The sequence below is a fragment of the Natronorubrum amylolyticum genome, assembly GCF_052040145.1.
In the GTDB taxonomy this organism is placed as follows: Archaea; Halobacteriota; Halobacteria; order Halobacteriales; family Natrialbaceae; genus Natronorubrum.
This window is the reverse complement of the sequence record NZ_JBPPFW010000001.1, coordinates 149814-167853: the sequence shown is the minus strand read 5'-3', so window position 1 is coordinate 167853 and position 18040 is coordinate 149814. Positions and strand designations below refer to the sequence as shown.

The 18040-nt window shown below is 64.5% G+C and carries 19 protein-coding genes; 13 read left to right on the top strand and 6 right to left on the bottom strand.

Annotated features, from left to right (window positions below; translation table 11 throughout):
* The first annotated feature begins 31 nt into the window (after positions 1-31).
* The 3 genes from ACSFDB_RS00830 to ACSFDB_RS00820 all read left to right on the top strand — a co-directional run bounded on the left by ACSFDB_RS00830 (position 32) and on the right by ACSFDB_RS00820 (position 3447).
* The gene (locus tag ACSFDB_RS00830) at positions 32-793 is read left to right on the top strand and encodes a 2-oxo acid dehydrogenase subunit E2 (protein ID WP_440769171.1); all 762 of its coding nucleotides are present in this window, start codon (positions 32-34) and stop codon (positions 791-793) included.
* A 288-nt stretch (positions 794-1081) separates the two neighbouring features.
* On the top strand, positions 1082-2647 hold the full coding sequence (locus ACSFDB_RS00825) for a long-chain-fatty-acid--CoA ligase (protein ID WP_440769170.1): 1566 nt from the start codon (positions 1082-1084) through the stop codon (positions 2645-2647).
* Entirely contained in the window at positions 2647-3447 is an 801-nt protein-coding gene (locus ACSFDB_RS00820; RefSeq protein ID WP_440769169.1) for an enoyl-CoA hydratase/isomerase family protein, read from the top strand. Before ACSFDB_RS00825 ends, ACSFDB_RS00820 begins: the two co-directional genes overlap by 1 nt.
* 141 nt (positions 3448-3588) lie before the next feature.
* On the opposite strand, the gene ACSFDB_RS00815 is transcribed toward ACSFDB_RS00820, so the two are convergent.
* Positions 3589-4044: a dCTP deaminase/dUTPase family protein gene (locus ACSFDB_RS00815; RefSeq protein WP_440769168.1), complete on the bottom strand. Its 456-nt coding sequence runs from the start codon at positions 4042-4044 to the stop codon at positions 3589-3591.
* A gap of 160 nt (positions 4045-4204) precedes the next feature.
* Between ACSFDB_RS00815 and ACSFDB_RS00810 the strand changes: the two genes are divergently transcribed.
* Both ACSFDB_RS00810 and ACSFDB_RS00805 read left to right on the top strand, forming a co-directional pair.
* Positions 4205-4462: a HalOD1 output domain-containing protein gene (locus tag ACSFDB_RS00810; RefSeq protein ID WP_440769167.1), complete on the top strand. Its 258-nt coding sequence runs from the start codon at positions 4205-4207 to the stop codon at positions 4460-4462.
* Positions 4463-4564: 102 nt separating this feature from the next.
* Complete coding sequence (locus ACSFDB_RS00805) at positions 4565-5401, top strand: MOSC domain-containing protein (protein WP_440769166.1); 837 nt, start codon at positions 4565-4567, stop codon at positions 5399-5401.
* A gap of 33 nt (positions 5402-5434) precedes the next feature.
* Here ACSFDB_RS00805 and ACSFDB_RS00800 read toward each other — a convergent pair whose 3' ends face one another.
* Entirely contained in the window at positions 5435-5776 is a 342-nt protein-coding gene (locus ACSFDB_RS00800) for a hypothetical protein (RefSeq protein ID WP_440769165.1), read from the bottom strand.
* 156 nt (positions 5777-5932) lie between these two features.
* On the opposite strand from ACSFDB_RS00800, the gene ACSFDB_RS00795 reads away from it, so the two are divergent.
* The gene (locus tag ACSFDB_RS00795; RefSeq protein ID WP_440769164.1) at positions 5933-9592 is read left to right on the top strand and encodes a disk-shape morphogenesis protein volactin; all 3660 of its coding nucleotides are present in this window, start codon (positions 5933-5935) and stop codon (positions 9590-9592) included.
* A 102-nt stretch (positions 9593-9694) separates the two neighbouring features.
* Here ACSFDB_RS00795 and ACSFDB_RS00790 read toward each other — a convergent pair whose 3' ends face one another.
* Both ACSFDB_RS00790 and ACSFDB_RS00785 read right to left on the bottom strand, forming a co-directional pair.
* The gene (locus ACSFDB_RS00790; protein WP_440769163.1) at positions 9695-9823 is read right to left on the bottom strand and encodes a rubrerythrin-like domain-containing protein; all 129 of its coding nucleotides are present in this window, start codon (positions 9821-9823) and stop codon (positions 9695-9697) included.
* A 77-nt stretch (positions 9824-9900) separates the two neighbouring features.
* Entirely contained in the window at positions 9901-11121 is a 1221-nt protein-coding gene (locus ACSFDB_RS00785; RefSeq protein WP_440769162.1) for an MFS transporter, read from the bottom strand.
* Positions 11122-11398: 277 nt separating this feature from the next.
* Here ACSFDB_RS00785 and ACSFDB_RS00780 point away from each other — a divergent pair, with 277 nt between their 5' ends.
* Positions 11399-11581 carry a DUF7501 family protein gene (locus ACSFDB_RS00780; RefSeq protein WP_440769161.1) on the top strand — a complete coding sequence of 61 codons (183 nt, stop codon included), beginning with the start codon at positions 11399-11401 and terminating at the stop codon, positions 11579-11581.
* Positions 11582-11793: 212 nt separating this feature from the next.
* Positions 11794-11934: a rubrerythrin-like domain-containing protein gene (locus ACSFDB_RS00775; protein ID WP_440769160.1), complete on the top strand. Its 141-nt coding sequence runs from the start codon at positions 11794-11796 to the stop codon at positions 11932-11934.
* A 111-nt stretch (positions 11935-12045) separates the two neighbouring features.
* On the opposite strand, the gene ACSFDB_RS00770 is transcribed toward ACSFDB_RS00775, so the two are convergent.
* On the bottom strand, positions 12046-12516 hold the full coding sequence (locus tag ACSFDB_RS00770) for a DUF7992 family protein (RefSeq protein WP_440769159.1): 471 nt from the start codon (positions 12514-12516) through the stop codon (positions 12046-12048).
* A gap of 168 nt (positions 12517-12684) precedes the next feature.
* Between ACSFDB_RS00770 and ACSFDB_RS00765 the strand changes: the two genes are divergently transcribed.
* The 4 genes from ACSFDB_RS00765 to ACSFDB_RS00750 all read left to right on the top strand — a co-directional run bounded on the left by ACSFDB_RS00765 (position 12685) and on the right by ACSFDB_RS00750 (position 15603).
* Complete coding sequence (locus tag ACSFDB_RS00765; RefSeq protein WP_440769158.1) at positions 12685-13071, top strand: SHOCT domain-containing protein; 387 nt, start codon at positions 12685-12687, stop codon at positions 13069-13071.
* Positions 13072-13297: 226 nt separating this feature from the next.
* Positions 13298-14077: an HAD-IIA family hydrolase gene (locus tag ACSFDB_RS00760; protein WP_440769157.1), complete on the top strand. Its 780-nt coding sequence runs from the start codon at positions 13298-13300 to the stop codon at positions 14075-14077.
* A gap of 95 nt (positions 14078-14172) precedes the next feature.
* Positions 14173-14418, top strand: coding sequence for a glycine zipper 2TM domain-containing protein (locus ACSFDB_RS00755; protein ID WP_440769156.1), 246 nt, complete (start codon positions 14173-14175; stop codon positions 14416-14418).
* 132 nt (positions 14419-14550) lie between these two features.
* Entirely contained in the window at positions 14551-15603 is a 1053-nt protein-coding gene (locus ACSFDB_RS00750; RefSeq protein WP_440769155.1) for a S66 family peptidase, read from the top strand.
* Positions 15604-15640: 37 nt separating this feature from the next.
* Here the strand turns inward: ACSFDB_RS00750 and ACSFDB_RS00745 are convergent, their stop codons facing one another.
* Positions 15641-16087, bottom strand: a complete 447-nt coding sequence (locus ACSFDB_RS00745) for an acyl-CoA thioesterase (protein ID WP_440769154.1) — start codon at positions 16085-16087, stop codon at positions 15641-15643.
* Between the two features lie 169 nt (positions 16088-16256).
* Between ACSFDB_RS00745 and ACSFDB_RS00740 the strand changes: the two genes are divergently transcribed.
* Positions 16257-18026 (top strand): TraB/GumN family protein, encoded by a 1770-nt coding sequence (locus tag ACSFDB_RS00740; RefSeq protein WP_440769153.1) that lies wholly within the window; start codon positions 16257-16259, stop codon positions 18024-18026.
* Positions 18027-18040 lie beyond the last annotated feature (14 nt).

Below are 18040 nucleotides of genomic sequence, written 5' to 3'. Positions count from 1 at the left end.
CGCACTCGACCGTAGATCGTACAATCATCGTATGCCACCGACCGATACGGAGTCCGACCGGAACGACGACGAGTCGACGGCGGACACCGACGAGACGGGGCGCACCGTCCGCGAGGAACGATCGCTTTCACCGATGCGAGCGACCATCGCGAACCGACTGCAGGAGAGCTATCAGAACGCGGTTCACGTGACCGCGAATCGGGACGTTGACGCGGAGGAACTGCTGCGGGCGACCGAGACCGCGGACGATCGACTCGAGGCGGACGTTTCCGTCGTCGATCTCCTGTTGTGTGCGGTCTCGGCGACGCTCGACGATCATCCGGCGTTCAACGCGACGTTCGAGGACGAGACTCACCGGCTGTACGAGGAGCACAACGTCGGCGTCGCCGTCGACATCGAGGCGGGGCTCGTGGCACCCGTGCTCCGCGACATCGGGTCGACGTCGCTCGGCGAGGTCGCGACGGAGCGGCGACGACTGACGGAGGCGGTTCAGTCCGGCGAGTACACGATGAGCGACCTTCGCGGCGGCACGTTTACCGTCACGAACCTCGGCGTGCTCGGCGTTGACTCGTTCACGCCGGTCATCAACCCGCCGGAGGTCGCGATTCTCGGCGTCAATCGAATCCGAGAACGGCCACAACGGGGCGACGACGGGATCGAGTTTCGCAAGCGAATCGGCTTCGATCTCAGCTTCGATCACCGACTCGTCGACGGAGCCGACGCGGCTCGGTTCCTCGGATCGCTCGCGGAGTATACGGAGACTGCCGAGCGGTTCGTCCCCGAACGCGACTAGTCGCTCCGTGTCGTCCGATCCGCCATCGGCGGGACGGATCGCGACGATTCCGTCGTCAACAGTCTCAGTCGCTCGGTGGTCGATTCATCCCCTCGGAGTGTAACGGCGGGTTCGATTATCAACTGTACCGCACCTTTTTCGTCGGGGCCGCTGTCGTTACCGATTCCCGATCGGCTGCGAAAGTCGCTCGTATTGATCGCCCAGACGCTTCGGTTTCCAGAGGAAGAGGCAGCCACCCTCTTCTTTAACAATCTTTTTTACGGTACACGGACACGTATCGCACGGAGTATGACAAATCTTGTCACTAATCTCGCGGCAGCCGTCGAGGAATACGGCGACAATACCGCGATCGGTTATCAGGGGTCTGAAACGAACTACGAGGAGTTCTGGGGGCAAACCGGCGCCTTCGCGACCGCACTCGAGAGTCGCGGCGTCGGGGCCGACGATCGCGTTGCGATCTATCTGCCGAACGTTCCGCCGTTTCTGATCGCCTTCCACGGGACGCTTCGGGCCGGCGGGGCCGTCGTCCCGATGAACCCGCAGTACAAAGCCCGAGAGATCGGTCACCTGCTCTCCGACAGCGAGGCCAAAGTGGTCGTCGCGCTCGCGGATCTCGTCCCGTTCGTCACTGAGGTCCAGGACGAGACGAGCGTCGAGCACATCGTCAGCGTCGGGGGCGACGCCGAGGGTGCCACAGAACTGACGGAGTTCCTCGAGCCGGGCGATCCCGACATCGTCGACCGGGATGACGACGACGTCGCGGTCCAGCCGTACACGTCGGGGACGACGGGGCAGCCAAAGGGCGTCCAGCTCACCCACGACAATCTCGCGTCGAACGCGAACGCCGCCTCGGAGCTGATCCCCGACGGGATCCGCGAGGATGACAAACAGCTCGGCGTCCTCCCGCTGTTCCACATCTACGGAATGACCGTCGTGATGAACTCGACGCTGTTCAACGGCGGCGCCTTCTACCCGCTGCCGTCGTGGGACGCACAGGAGGCCGTCTCGCTCATCGAAGACGAGGAACTGACGCTGATGCACGGCGTGCCCGCGATGTACAACGACGTCATCAACCAGCCGAACGCCGAGGAGTTCGACCTCTCGTCGGTTCGGCTCTGTGGCGTCGGCGGCTCCGGGATTCCGGTCGAAGTCCTCCGTAAGTTCGAGGAGCTGTACGAACCGAAGGTCTACGAGGGGTACGGCCTGACCGAGACGAGCCCGATCACGCACTTCAACAGCCCGATCGAAGGGCGACGCGTCGGGAGCGTGGGCAAGACCGTCCCCGGCGTCGACTCCAAGGTCGTCGACGAGAACTTCGCGGAAGTCGACCCAGTCGAGGAGGGACCGATCGACGAGGAGACCACGGATCTTCGCGAGATCACCGGTGAAATCGTCGTCGCCGGACCGAACGTGATGAAAGGCTACTACGGCCTGCCCGAAGCCAACGAGGAGGCCTTTACCGAGGAGGGTGGCCGACGCTGGTTCCACACCGGCGATATCGGCTACCGCGACGAGGACGGGTTCTACTACGTCGTCGACCGCGAAAAGCACATGATCGTCACCGGCGGCTACAACGTCTACCCCCGTGAGGTCGAGGAGTTGCTCTTCGAACACGAGGCCGTCGCCGACGCCGCCGTCGCCGGCATTCCCGACGAACGCCGCGGCGAGACGATCAAGGCGTTCATCGTCCCCACGCCCGACGCCGACGTGACGGCGGACGAGATCAGGGAGTACTGCCTGACCAACCTCGCGGAGTACAAACACCCCCGCGAGGTCGAGTTCGTCGAGGAACTGCCGCGGACCACGACCGGGAAGGTCCAGAAGTTCAAACTCCGCGGGGAGGAGGCCGAATAATGGCGCTCGGCGATGCGGTCCTCCTCGATATCGAGGACGACGGCCCGGCGACGATCACGCTCAACCAGCCGGATCGGCGCAACGCCTTCTCCACGGAAATCCATGAGGGGTTCGTCGCGGCTCTCGAGGAGATCGAGGGCAGCGACGCCCGCTGTGTGGTCGTCGAAGGCGCAGGCGGTGCGTTCTCGGCCGGCGGCGACGTGAAGCGAATGACGCGTGCACTCGAGGAAGACCTCCCGGCCGACGACCGGGCGCAGAGTCTCGAGCAGCGGACGAAAGAGATGATGACGACGCTCGTCGAGTTCCCGATTCCGACGATCGCGGCGATCGACGGCCCCGCGGTCGGCGCGGGCGCGAACCTCGCGATCGGCTGTGACGTCCAACTGGCGAGCGATCGGTCCGTCTTCGGCTTCGTCTTCCGGCAGGTCGGCCTGAGCGTCGACGCCGGAACCTCCTACCTCCTCCCGCGAATCGTCGGCGAGAACGTCGCCAAGGAGCTCGTCCTGACGGGCGATATCTTCGGCGCCGACCGCGCGAAGGAGCTCGGACTGGTCAACCACGTCTACGCCGCCGACGAGTTCGACGAGCGGGTCGACGAGTTCGTGGAGAAGATCGTCTCCGGCCCGCCGATCGCGCTGCGCCACGCCAACCGACTCGTCGGCGAGGGGCTCGAGAAGTCCCTCGGACAGGCCCTGACCGACGAAGCGGTCGCGCAGGGAATCGTCTTCGACACGGACGACCACGCGGAGGGTGTCAACGCCTTCCTCGAGGATCGAGATCCCGAGTACGAAGGCCGGTAGCGCCGCATTCCGCTCGAGCGGATTTCGATTTCGGCGATATTTTGTGCCCGCTACCACCCACAGCAGCCGCTCACGACGGCTTCGACGACGTGACTGCCCCTCGAGACCGTCAGCCCGCCGGTAACGGCCGAACCGCACCGCTTACTCCGCGTCGAGCGACCGTCCGCCGGTCGACACCAGCGTCGAGACCCGTGCGTTCTCCTTGATCCGCAGCCCGCCGTCGGCGACGGTCAGCGGCATCAACGGCAGGTGCGACGCGACCAGCACCGACGGATGCGAGCCGCCGCGAGCCAGGAGTTCGTTTCGCGGCTGGAGCTGAATCGGCTCCTCGAGGTCGGTCAGAAACTCGTTGTGCTGGATCACGTACTGGCCGCCCTCGAGGTCCCACCAGCCGTACTCGTCGTCCGGATTGCGGAGTTCGGTGGACACCGGTTCGAGATCCGCGTCCTCGAGTTCGTCGCCGCCGAAGTCGAGTCGGCCGGGGGCGGCGACCTCGTAGATCGCGCCGACGGTCAGATCGACGCCGTGCTCGTGGACCTGTACCGATTCGTAGACGAGGTTGTCGACGACCTCGGCGAGAGCGTTTGCGGCTGACATGTCGGTCTCATTGACGCGTTCGAACGGCAAAAAGTATGGCTTCGATGGGCCGGTTCGAAGGCAATGTGTTCCACGCGTCTACCGAACGTCTGACGGGCGACAGACGCCCGTCAGAATACGATCCCCTACTGTTATATGGTACGATATTGGCCCGCTGAGTATGGTCCGAGAAAACGAACTCGTCCTCGAAATCGCCGAGACTGTCGCCGCGCGAAAGGGAGTCGACATCACCGAACTGGAGTCCCCGTTGCACGAAGCCATCGACACGGAAGCGCTCGAGTCGCTGTTTGCGACGCCGGGAGTGGACGCGTCGGTGGCGTTCGAGTACTGCGGCTACACCGTTCGAGTCGACGGCGACGGCGACGTTCGCGTGTCGGAGCCGACCCCCGACGCGACGGCGACGAAAGTAAGCGCGTAATCGGGCACTCAGCCGATTGATCCGACTCCGTCGGAGTCGAATCCAGGCGAAATAAGACTGAAACGAACACAGCTAAGAGCCGTCGGACTGAGCGTACCGTCAATGGTACACCTCGAGCGCATTCGCGTTCATCCGATCAAATCCCTCGACGCGGTGTCGGTTGCGGCGGGCGAGATCGTCGACAACGGTGGACTCGCGTGGGACCGACGGTACGCGATCGTCGAGCAGCCGTCGGAGACCGGGTCGACGGCCGACTCGGTCGGGCAGTACGTCAACGGCAAACGCGAGCGGCGGGTTCACGACCTCGAGGCGACGTTCGATCTCGAGCGCGAAACGGTCACGGTAAGCGAACGCGGGAGCGACGAAACCAACACGTTCCACCTCGAACTCGATCGAGACTGTTTCGCCTCGTGGCTGTCGGAGTACTTCGGCTACCCGGTCGAGGTCGTTCGCGACGACGAGGGCGGATTTCCCGACGATACGGACGCCTCGGGACCGACGGTCATCGCCACGGGCACCCTCGAGGCGGTCGCCTCGTGGTACGACGACATCGCTCCCGACGAGATGCGTCGTCGACTGCGGCCGAACCTCGTGTTCGACGCGCCGGCGTTCTGGGAGGATCGACTGTACGACGCACCCGGAACAGTCGTCTCCTTCGATATCGGCTCGAGTACGCTGCAGGGCGTCAATCCGTGCCAACGCTGTGTCGTGCCGACGCGCGACCCCGAGACGGGCGAGGCAACCGAAGGCTTTCGCGAGACGTTCGTCGAGCGGCGAGAGGCGACCCTCCCGGAGTGGGCGAGCGAGGCGTGGTTCGACCACTACTTCCGGCTGATGACTAACACGCGCGTCCCCGAGTCGTCGTGGGGTGAGACGCTCTCTGTCGACGATGCCGTCAGTATCGGCGAGACCGCTGTCGATCCCAGTCCGACCAGCTAACCCGACGAACTGCCGTCGGCCGACCCGCACGTTTCACTCGGAGTCGATCAGCCACCGATATCGCGGGTGGATCCACGACCACTCCTGATCGACGATCCAGTCGCGTAGCTGTTTTCGGTTGGCGAGACCCGGAACCGTATCGACGAGTTTCGACGGCGACTCACCCGTGACCGGTTTGTACGCGATCGATCTGGTCGCCGTACAGTAGAACGACGCTCGCGTGCACTCGTCTTGCAGGCCGATCAGATAGCGATTGATCCGATCCTCGGAGAGCAGGTACTCGCTGACCTTCCCGATATCGAGTTCGTCGTCGTCTCGCCGGACCTCCAGAATCGCCGCCTCGAGGTCGGACTCGAGTTGGCGTTCGTGCTCCATAGTCGACGGTCGTGACCGACGGCGAAAAACTGGGTGCCGGCAGGTGAACGCGGGAGCCGGTCGACCGGTTCCACGCACTGCGTCGGCGCTGCGCTGATTTTCACATCTGGTATTCGAGACCAAAGCTCAAAGAGGACGCTCTGACTCATCGATGCCATGGGATACGGTCTCGATATCGGACCTGGGGCACTCCGTGCGGCCACCGAGACGGCCGATGGGGTGGCGATCGAATCGGTACCGCCGGTCGTCGTTTCGACCGACGACGAGACGCTCGAATCGGTCGACGGCGGGGTGGACGAGGAGCTACTGGTCCAACACGGCGAGACCACCTACGCGGTCGGGTCAGCGGCTCTCGCCGTCGCCGACGCGACGGGAGAACCCCCGAAACCGTTGTTTTCGAACGGCGTTCTCACCGTCGACGAGTACGTCGAACCGGCGCTCGAGGCGCTCGTCGACGACGTGCTCGAGATCGATACCGACGACGACCGACTCTGTTACACAACGCCGGGAACCGTCGTCGACGTGGCTGAACCGACCGACGCACATCGTGACACCGTTGACTCGGTGCTCGAGGGTCGCGCTCTCGACGCGACGCCGACCAGCACGGGCTTTGCCGTCGTCTACGACCAGTTCGCGGACGACAACTACACCGGGCTCGGGATCTGTATCGGCTCGCAGACGACGAGCGTCTCGCTGGCCTACTACGGCGTCCCCGCGCTGGCGTTCTCGGTGGGGAACGGGAGCGAGTGGGTCGTCCAGCGAGCGGCCGGCAACACTGGCCACGAGCCCGCACAGGTCGCGAGCGTGCTCGAGGAGTTTGCGCTCGACCCCGACGCGGCGTCCGGCGACATCGAGAGCGCGCTCGCACAGGCGTTCGACGCGCTGATCGGCGACGTCGTCGACGCGATCGAGGCCGAGGCCAACGAGAACGACGTCCAGCAGGGGCTGGCCGTCCCAATTGCGGTCGCCGGCTCGGGGACCGTCGAGGGGCTCGAGTACCTGCTCGGCGGCCGGTTCGACGCCGCTCCGTTGCCGTTCTCGGTTCGCGGGGTCCGTCTGGCCGACGATCCCGCTGCGAGTGCGGCCAGGGGGGCACTCGCAGCCGCCGAGGACGACGTCGACGCCTACGAGGATGTCACGTGGTCGGAGAACGGTGCGAACGGGAGTGGGACCGACGGAGACGAGCCCGGGATAGACACAGCCGAGGCGAGCGGCGCGGGCGGCCGGACGACCCTCGCGTTCGACGACGCGGTCGGCGGTGAGGGTGACACGGGCCACGATCGGGCGAACGACGCCATCGATCAACTGTTCGACCGCCTCGCCACCCGCGACGAGGAGATACAGTCGGTTCGTACCGACCTCGAGTCCGCGTTCGAGGAACTCGATTACGTCGAGGAGCGAGCGGCCGACGCCGAATCCGTCGCGGCCCTCGACGAGCGACTCGAAGCGTTCGCCGACGACCTGCGCGATCTCGAAGCCGAAAGTGAGACGCACGCGACCGAGGGAACGGTCGACGAACTCGAGCGTGAGCTTCGGGACGACCTCGACGGGCTGTCAGCGGCCTTCGACGCGCTCGAAGACGATGTCGAGGGGGTGGAGTCGACGCTCGTCGACGATCTCGCGTCGCTCGAGGCGGACATCGCGGAAGACCTCGACGTACTCGAGACGGGGTTAGAAGGGGATCTCGACGCCCTCGAAGCGAAACTGGTGGACGATCTCGAATCGGTCGAAACGGACCTCACGGACGACCTCGAGTCCGTCGAAGAGAGCCTCGAGACGGTCGAGGAGGCTACCGCGGACGAACGAGCGGCCCTCGACGAGCGCATCGGTGATCTCGCCGCGGACCTCGAGGAGATAACCGATCGAACGGAGCGGCTCGACGACCGACTCGAGACCCGAGCTACGGGGCTCGCCGGCCGGCTCGAAGAGCAGTCGGTCGAAATCACCGGCGTCTCGGACCGGCTCGACGAGGAGACGGAGCGGGCGGACGGCGAACGCGAGCGACTCGAGGATGCCATCGACGCCGTCGAAACGACGATCGCGGACGAGATCGACGCCGTCGGTGTCGAACTCGCGGCCGTCGACGAACGGATCGAGAGCGTCGACGATCGACTTACCGAACTCGACGACGAGATCGATGCGACTGCGACGACGCTCGAGGCCGTCGACGAGCGACTTACGGCTACGGACGACCGCGTCGAGACCGTCGAAACCGATCTCGAGTCGACGGCCGACCGGGTCGAGACCGTCGGAAGCGACGTCGGTGCGCTCGAGGACACCGTCGAATCGGTCGAAGGCGACGTCGAATCGGTCGAAACCGAGGTGGCCGACGTTCGGCAGTCCGTCTCCGATCGCGCCGAGGATCTCGAGAACCGACTCGAGGACGCTCGGGAGACGATCGACGAGATCGAGTCGACGGCGGCCGACGGCGATCGCGTCGACGACGTGGAAGCCGAACTCGCGTCGCTCGAGGCCGAACTCGTCGAACTCGGCGACTCGATGACGGCGGTTTCGGAGACGGTGTCCGAACTCGAGGAGCGGACGGCGCTCGAGACGACGGTCGACGACCTCGCAGCCGATCTCGAGTCGATCGACGGCGACGTCGGGGATCTCACGGACGACGTCAAGGCGTTCGAAGCGACGCTCGAGTCACGCCTCGAGGAAACGATGGGCGATCTGGAGGCGCAACTCGGCGACGCGACCGAGACGGTTGCGGACGATATCGTGGCGGTCGAAGACGAACTCAAGACGCTCGAGACGGCCGTCGACCGACTCGACGAGGAGACCGCCAGCGACGACGCAGTCGAAGCACTGTCCGACTCGCTCGCCGACACGCGAGCGACGGTCGAATCGTTCACCACCGAGGTCGATTCCGTCGGTGGCGACCTCGAAGCGATGGAGACCGATCTGGAGGAAGTTGAAACGCGAATCGGAGACGTCGAGACGACGCTGATGGATCGTGTCGACGCGCTCGAGAACGATCTCGACGAGGACGTCACCGATCTTCGGGCGGAGGTCGAGGGCCAAACCGACCGGCTCGAGTCGCGTCTCGAGACCGTCGACACTCGGTGCGCCGACGTCGAGGATCGACTCGAGGACGTCGTGACGACCACCGAGACAATCGAGGCCGAACTCGGGGACCTCGACGACGCGGTCGGGAATCTCGAGACGACGACCGACACCCTCGTCGAGCGTGTGGGCACTGTCGACGAGCGCGTAACGGCGCTCGAGGAGACGTCCGTCTCCCAGAATGACGTTACAGCGCTTGCGGAAACGGTTGAGTCGCTCGAGACCGAGATCGGCTCGCTTCGAGCGACCTCCAGCGATTCCGACGGCGACCCGGAGCGCGTCGACGAACTCGCAGGTGCAGTAGACGACGTGAGGGACCGACTCGACGGAGTCGCTACTCGTACCGAACTGCTCGACGATCGGACGAGCGATCACGGGGAGCGACTCGAGAGCCGTACGAGCGACCTCGAGCGCCACGACGCTCGACTGGACTCGCTCGCGGCGGAGATCGAGGACCTCGAGTCGGCCGTCGACGGGGCGACGTCGGACTCCCGGGAGACGGATCTCGAGGCCCTCCGCGCGGATCTGGACGAGGTACGGGATCGACAACAGTCTCGAGCGGCGGTCGAGAGCCGACCGGACTCGAGTACCGTCCAGCAACTCGGTGTCCCAGTGGCCGCCGGTGGCGGCGGTGCCGGACTCGTCGCCGGTGGGACGCTCGTCTTCGCCGGTGACGCCGTCGTCGGTGCCCTCGCAGTCGTGCTCGGCGTCGTGCTGTTCGGGGTCGCGGCCGCTCTCAGCCGATAACGCGTCGAGGGGCGTTCCGAATCGATCCGACGGCAAAAACCTGTGGCAGCCGCTCACGGGCGCACGCGCAGTGGCGACGACTCGACCGTGCAGCAACTCCGACTACCGAACCGGATCCACGTTGCGCATCTCGCCCCCGCATTGCCGGCAGGTACTGACGAGCGCGTCCGCGACCGTCTCTCGGTGGTCACAGGACATACACTCGTACTCGAGTGATTCGGCGAGTGACATACGAACGAGTACGTCACGAGGTGTGTTAACTCTTTCCGTGGTAAATCGAGGCTCGAAGCGGATCGACCCGGGAGCCGTCACTCCAGAGCCCAGAGCAACGCGCCGAGCACAGTCGCGGAGACGATCGACGCCGCGAGGAGCCAGAACGCGGGCTGAAAGCCGGCGACCTCCGAAAGCGTACCGACGATTACGGGGGCGACCGCGCCGGCGGCCATCAGCAACGTCCGGACGACGCCGAGTCCACCGCCGGCGACGTCGTCGGGAATGACTTCCATCAGGTAGGCCCCTCTGACGGGACGAAAGCCGTGCGCACCGATGCCGACGGCGATCAGCGCGGCACCGAGGAGGAAGGGCCCGGCAGTGTCGGTCAGGGAGACGAACGCGACCAGCGCGGCGGAAGCGAGTCCGAGCAGTAAGACGATGATCGGGAGTTTTCCGACGCGGTCGCTGAGGTCGCCGGTCGCAAGCTGGCTCAAACTCGCGAGAAAGAGCGCGCTGTAGAGCACGCCTGCCGTTGCGTCGGCCAATCCAGCCTCTTGGGTGAGATACAGCGGCGCGAACGCGACGAAGCCGTTGTACGTGAAGGAAAACAGTACCGTCAGGAGCGCGAAGACCGAGAATCGCCAGTCACGGAAGAGCGTCGCGTACTGGGAGAAGCCGGCAGCCGAGACGGCGCTCGTGGGGGCGTCGCCCTCGACGGCGCTCGGGACCCGTTTCGGCACTCGAACCCAGAAGGCGCCGGCGAGTGCGAGCCCGAGGGCTCCGGCGACCAGAAAGATCAGCCGCCAGCTCGCGCCCAGTGCGAAGCCGATGCCGGCAACGGCGACGACGGCGGCCGGAGCGACGACGCCGCCGAAGGCGCCGAACGTGTCGAGGATGCCGAGCGCACGTCCCGTTCGGGACGGGTAGGCCTGTGACAGCAGCCGAACCGCGACGGTCTTGTGTGCACCGGTGCCGGCACCCATGACGAGCATAGCGGCGACGAGGACGAGAAACGGCGAGTCGACGACCAGGACGAGCGCGGCGACCGAGGCGACGAGCGCGCCCGTCGTGATGACGGCGACCGAGCCGAATCGATCCGCGAGCACGCCCGACGGGAACTGCATCGCGGCGTAGACGAGCATGAATCCGGTGTACGCGGCACCGAGCACGGCGTTCGAGACGCCGTAACTCAGCTGAAACGACTCGAACAGTGGCGGAAAGGCGTATCGCAGAAATTTCGCGAGAAACCAGATCGCTGCCGTCACTACGAGGACGTCGTAGTGGGTGAGCCGACCGGCCCGCTCTCGAACCGACATCTCGTTCTCGAGGAAAGATACGCGAAGCGACGGAGGAATAGCCTCCGATTCGCGACTCGAGGCTCGATTCCCCTGTGGATTCGCGCCGATGCAACGGACGACGGGCGGTCTCTCGGTCGACGGTGGCCGGCCCTCGGTTCAGTGGTACGCTGTGATGCCGACCGGGGCGTTTCGCGTGACGAGTATCGATCTCGCATCGTGACTATATGCCATAGTAATTGTACTAGATCTTAACCGATTAAACCTATATGATTGTTCCTGATAGATCGGGGCACGAATGACAGTAAACACGACGACAGACTGGACCGATCCCATCGCTTGCCCGTTCTGCGGGGAGGAACTCGCATCGCCCGGTGCCGGATTCGTCGATCACATCGACGACAATCCCGACTGTAACACCGAGTTCGACCACTGGCGGGAGAACGTCGGTGGCGACCTCGCCGGCGAGTGGTCCGGCTAGGCGGTCCGCTGTGGACGGTGGCCGCGTGCACGCTCACTCGAGTGAGTGAACGGTCGGTGGCGAGCGATCGAACGGCCGGGGTAGCGGTCGTCGGCCGTCAATGGCAGATGGTTTTGGATATTCGTCCACTATACTAGGCTATTTATCTCGATATAGTTGTTCAAACGACTATCAGGGCAACGCTTTTTCGTGGTACGGTATCCCATTGCAGTATGGTTTACTCGGATCCGTACACGCAGACCCGATCGTACTACGAATGTCCCGACTGCGGCTACCGCGAAGCGACCGAGTCGCTCCGAACCTGCCCGGACTGCGACGGTGCCACGAGAAATATCGCGGTCGGGCGGGAGTAGTTCGCTCGGCCGACAGTAGCCCACAGCTCACGCAGCAGTTCGTTTCGTTTTTCCGGCGCTCCGGTGCTCGAGCGTTATCGCCGACGTCTCCATCCCGGCTTCGATCGCTTCTCAGTCGAAGTCCGGCAGGTCTTCCGGCGGTTCGTACTCCGCTTCCCAGTCGATGTACTCCTCTTTGAGAATCACGGAGACGATTTGGCCGAACTCCGTCAGTTCGGCGTTGATCGAGGAGACGGTGCCCCACGTATCGAGGTCGGGATGGTACTCCCGCTCCTGCCAGTCTTCCGGAATTCCGGGCGCGTGATAGCCGACGCGGTCGGCGAAATCGTCCCAGAAGAAGTCGAAACCCGCGAAGAGATCGAGATCTCGAGCGATCCCGTACGCGCGCTCGTCGAGGTCGGTGTCTTCGAGCCACTCCGCGAACGCCTCCTCCCAGGCACCCTCCTCGAGAAACGCCTGGAGTTCCTCGCGACGGTAGTCGATCTCTTCGTCGCCGTCGGCGCTGATCGTCGCGTCCTCGTACTCGTTGGGATCGACGAAGTCCAGTTCCGGCGGATCGGGGGCTTCGACCTCGAGTGTCATAGCCGACCGTAGGGCCGGTGCGTGCAAAAGAATTCCCACCTCGAACGGGATTGTCGGTCGTGGTCGCGTCTCTCGCTCGCTGCACCCGACGATCTGGGTTTTGGCGCGATACTGTCACTCGTCGTGGCCGATCCCTACAATTATTTCGGGACGGTCCGAACGACACGTATGGGCAGTGAGAGCGGTGGTCGGAGCTACAGTCTCACGGAGATCTTCGCCATTAAGTTCGTCCTCGCCGATATCGTGATCATCGCCGTCTTGCTGTTAGCCGGTCCCTGGTTCGCCCTCGCGGTCACGCTCCTGTTCGTGGTGACGTCGTTTCTCATCTGGTATCTCGTGGAGCGTTCGGAGACGGACGAGAGTCAAGACGACGCTGCAGTCGCCGATTCGGCGCCAGAACGAGATCCCGTAACGAAACTTCAGGAGCGATACGCGGCCGGTGAGCTCTCCGACGAGGAGTTCGAAGCGAAACTCGACCGCCTGATCGACTCCAACGAGCAGGCCGAGGCGGCCGGGATCGATACGGAGGAACTCGAACTCGAGCGCTCTCGGTGACGATGGTACCTGAGAGAGGATCCGTATCGGCGTGGAATCTGATGCTGCGTCACTCGGAGCGCTACGGTACAAGAACACGGCTGTCGAATCTGGTCGGGAGCGGGGAACGATGCTCTCGAGCGACTGCTCGCATGGCAGAGATCGCATTCGAGCAGTTGGAAAGCGAACGCGTCTCGACCCTCCCCAAACCCAACACTCAATCGCCGGTCGACCGTAGAGACGAACGATGACCGACTACGAGGCGGCGATCCTCGACGTCGACGGGACGATCGTTCGCGGTGAGGAACTGCTGCCGAACGCGACCGACGGCCTGCACGCGCTCGAGGACGCCGGCATCGAACGACTCCTGTTCTCGAATAATCCGACGCGCGGCAGCAACCACTACGGCGAGACGCTCGAGCCCCACGGGCTCGAGATCGATCCGAACGCCGTGCTCACCTCCGCGACGGTGTCGGCGGAGTACCTCGCGACGACCCATCCGGACGAACGAGTCTATCTCGTCGGCAGCGACCGACTCGAGACAATTCTCGAGGACGCGGGCGTCGAGTTGACCGACGATCCAGACGCGGCCGAGGTCGTGTTGGGATCGTTCGACAGTGATTTCTCCTACGGGACGCTCTGGGAATCTCTGCGGGCACTCGAGGGCGACGTGCCGTTCTACGGGACTGACCCGGATACGACGATTCCGATCGACGGCGGGCTGATCCCCGGCTCCGGCGCGATCATCGCCGCGATGGAGGCCGTCGCCGACCGCGAGGCCGATTCGATTCTGGGCAAGCCCTCCTCGATCGCCGCCGCGACGGCGATGAACCGCCTCGAGAGCGATCCCGAACGGACCCTCGTCGTCGGCGACCGGCTGAACACCGACATCGCGCTGGGAGAGCGGGCCGGCATGACGACCGTCCTCGTCCGCACCGGCGTCACGGAGCAGGCCGATCTCGAGGCCGCGGCCGTCCAGCCCGATCACGTCCTCGACTCCCTCGGCGAGATCGAAACGCTGCTGTAGGGGAGACTGTCGGTTCCGTATCGATATCGGCCGATCCGCTGCAGATCGTGCATCCGAGAGACATATTTATCAGTAACTGTAACGGTACTAAATGTATGAAAGCACGTCTCAAACGTGTCCTGCTCCGCGCCCGGTATGCAGCCATGGGTGCGGCGGTCGGGGCCGCAGTCGGTTCGGTCTTCAGTCGAAACGCAGCCAGCACCGGCGGCGCGATCGGTGCGATGATCGGAATGACCGTCGCGGACACCCACGACTCCGCGAGTAGCTACCTCGAGGAAGCCAGAGAAGTCGAGTTCGGTTCGCTCTCGGGCGACGGTGACGGCGACAGCGCCCAGAACTGAAGTCAGTTTTTCGAGGGGCCGTTTTATTACGATTTCCGGATCCACAGAGACGATACGAGTGGTCGTGGGGACTGTGAACTACCCGCGAGTGTTGCCCGAACTGATTTACTGGCGTAGCGACAGCGTCTGTGCATGACGGAATTCGACACGCCCCCGCCGCTCGAGCGCGGCGATCGGATCGCGGTCGTCGCGCCGGCCTCGAACGGCGCGAAGCGGTTTCCGCACGTCTACGAACTCGGTCTCGAACGACTCCGCGAGGTGTTCGACCTCGAACCGGTCGAGTACCCGACGGCAACGAAGAGCGCGGACTATCTCGCCGATCACCCCGCAGAGCGCGCTCGAGACGTGATGGACGCGTTCGAAGACCCCGAGATCGGCGGCGTGATCAGCACGAAAGGCGGCAACGACCAGATACGCATCCTCGAGCACCTCGATTCCGACGTGCTGCGCGAGAATCCGACCCGATTCTACGGCTACAGCGATAACACGCAACTCGCACTCTCGCTGTGGAATCTCGGCATCGTGTCCTACTACGGGCCGAGCGTGATCGTCGAACTCGGAATGGATGGACAACTCTTCGAGCACACGACCGAGTACGTCGAGCGTGCGTTCTTCGACGACTCGTTCGGGGCGCTCGAGGCGGCTCCAAAGTTCACCGACGAACCCGGCGACTGGGCGGACCCGGACTCGCTCGAGACGCCTCGCGAGACCGAGTCGAACCCGGGCTGGCGCTGGGCCGGTGGACGAGGCACCGTGGAGGGACGCCTCTGGGGCGGCTGCCTCGAAATCCTCGACCAGCGGTACCTTGCCGGCCGAGATCTCCCGAATCCGACCGATCTCGACGGTGCGATCCTCGCTCTCGAAACGTCCGAGCAACTGCCGACCCACACCTGGGTCGCGGGTGTACTTCGCGCGTTCGGCGAGCGGGGACTGCTCGAGCGATTCGACGGCGTGCTCGTCGGCCGACCGGCGGCGCGGTCGCACCTGGAGGATACGCCGTCCGACCAGCGCGAACAGTATCGAGCAAATCAGCGCGAGGCGATCTCGAGTGTCTTCGACCGCTACAACCCCGACGCACCGATCGTCTTCGACGTCGATTTTGGACACACCTATCCGACGACGCCGATCCCGATCGGGGCCCGCGTCGAGATCGATCCGAAAGCCGAGACGGTTCGGTTCGACTGACGCCGAACGGCCGTGCACCGATTCGTAGTGGTGGCGGTCAACAGTCGCCGTTCTCTCCCTCGAGTGCCTCCCGTCGCAGCCGCTCCGCTCCCTCGCTGCTAACGGTCAGGTCGGGAACCGCCGTCGGCTCGTTGTGCTCGTCGATCGCGACGTAGACGAAGTAGGACTCGGTGGTTTTCTCGCGCTGTCGAGTTCGCAGGTCCTCGCGCTCGGTGATCAGTCGAACCTTCACGCTCGAGGTCCCGGAGTCGTAGACGTAGGCCGTGATGTAGGCCGTATCGCCAACGCGAATCGGGCGCTCGAAGTTCATCTGATTGACCCGTGCGGTGACGCAGGTCTCGCCGGAAAAGAGCATGGCCGACATGGCACCCACCTCGTCCATCCACTTCATCACGTTCCCGCCGTGGGCCGTATCGAGCATGTTGGCGTGGTTGGGTTGGACCATCTCGCGATTCTCGACCAGCGTCTCCATGAGATTCGTCATCGGTCGTTCTTGCGCGACGTCCCCAATCACTCTTGTCGTCGCCGTTCGCGAACGGAACCATATCCGACGGACAACCCTTCCCATATATAGATACAACAGAAAACGAACCGAATTTATTATTTCCCCGGAGTTCGATACTGGTAAAAGTCCCCGCCGAGTTGATCCGCTAATGAGCGATGCAGGCGACGCCGGCGTGCCGGAGCCACCGGAGCCCCCTGCTGACGAGGAGGGCTCGGTGCACGTCCTCGGGACGGCACACGTCTCGCAGGCGAGCGTCGACGAAGTCCACGAAACGATCGATCGGGAACAGCCGGACGTCGTCGCCGTCGAACTCGACGAGGACCGGTACAACCAGATGCAAGGCGGGGCACCCGACGATATCGAGGCCAAGGACCTCCTCTCGGGTAACACCGTCTTCCAGTTTCTGGCCTACTGGATGCTTTCTTACGTCCAGTCGCGACTCGGCGAACGGTTCGACATCGAACCCGGTGCGGACATGCGCGCCGCCATCGAAGCCGCCGAACGCAACGGAAGCGGCGTCGCACTCGTCGACCGGGACATTCAGGTGACGATCCAGCGGTTCTGGAGCCGGTTATCGTTCACCGAGAAGCTGAAGATGATCGGCGGACTCGCCCTCGGCGTTACCGACCCGCGAACCATCGGACTCGCGTTCGGTGCCGCAGCCGGTCTCTTCGCCGGGTTCGTCTTCGCCGCGTTCCTCGCCCCGATGCTCGGTCTCGGCGACGTGCTGTTGCTCGGTATCTCCGACGCGACCACGCTCCAGTACGCCGGCGCCGCCATCGGCGGGGCCGTCGGCGGGGCGCTCGTCGGACTGCTCTTTCTCCCCTCGCTCGAGTCGGTCGGCGAGTCGACCGGCGTACTCAGCGGCTTCTCGATACGACTCATCGGGGGTGCGGTGCTGGGCGTCGGCGGCTGTCTCGCGCTGGTCGCGACCGAGACGTTCGTCGGGCCGGTCTCGGCGGGAACATTCGAGAGCGCCGGCACCTACGCGATCCGGGGAACGGTCGGCGTCGTCGCCGGTCTCGGTATTGGGGTCGCTATCGGTGCCGTGGTCGGACTCTTCCTCGACGCTCTCGGCAGCGACGTCGAGGACATAGAGGAGGTCGACATCGAGGAGATGACCGACGGCGACGTCGTCAGAGCGATGATGGAGGAGTTCCGCCAGTTTAGCCCCCGCGGGGCGAACGCACTGATCGACGAACGCGACGCCTACATCGCGAACCATCTCCACCAGTTGCGTTCTCAGGGGTACGACGTCGTCGCCGTCGTCGGCGCCGGCCACAAAGCCGGTATCGAACGTCACTTGGCGAATCCGACGGAGATCCCGACGCTCGAGTCGCTCTCCGGAGCCGCCTCGGGGCGGCGGTTCTCCCCAGTGAAAATCGTCGGCTACCTCGTCACGCTCGGCTTCGTCGGCTTCTTTTTCCTCCTGATCATGGCCGGCGTGCAGGATACGTTCCTCCTGCAACTGTTCGCCGCGTGGTTCCTGTTCAACGGCTTCTTCGCGTTCACGCTCGCGCGCCTCGCCGGCGCGCGCTGGACCAGCGCGGGCGTCGGCGGCGCGGTCGCCTGGCTGACCAGCATCAACCCGCTGTTGGCTCCGGGCTGGTTCGCCGGCTACGTCGAACTCCGACACCGGCCGGTCAACGTGCGAGACATCCAGCGGCTCAACGACATCGTCGGCGACGCCGATCGACCGATGGAGGACGCGCTTTCGGAGATGTTCGACGTGCCGCTGTTCCGGCTCATCATGATCGTCGCACTGACAAACATCGGGAGCATGATCGCCACGCTGCTGTTCCCGGTCGTCGTCCTCCCGTGGCTGGCCCCCGAGATCGGCGGCGTCGACGCGCTGTTCGGGGAACTGCTCCAGGGGGCCGAGAACACGCTCGAACTGCTCAGAGGACTGCTGACATGAGCGCCAGCGAACGA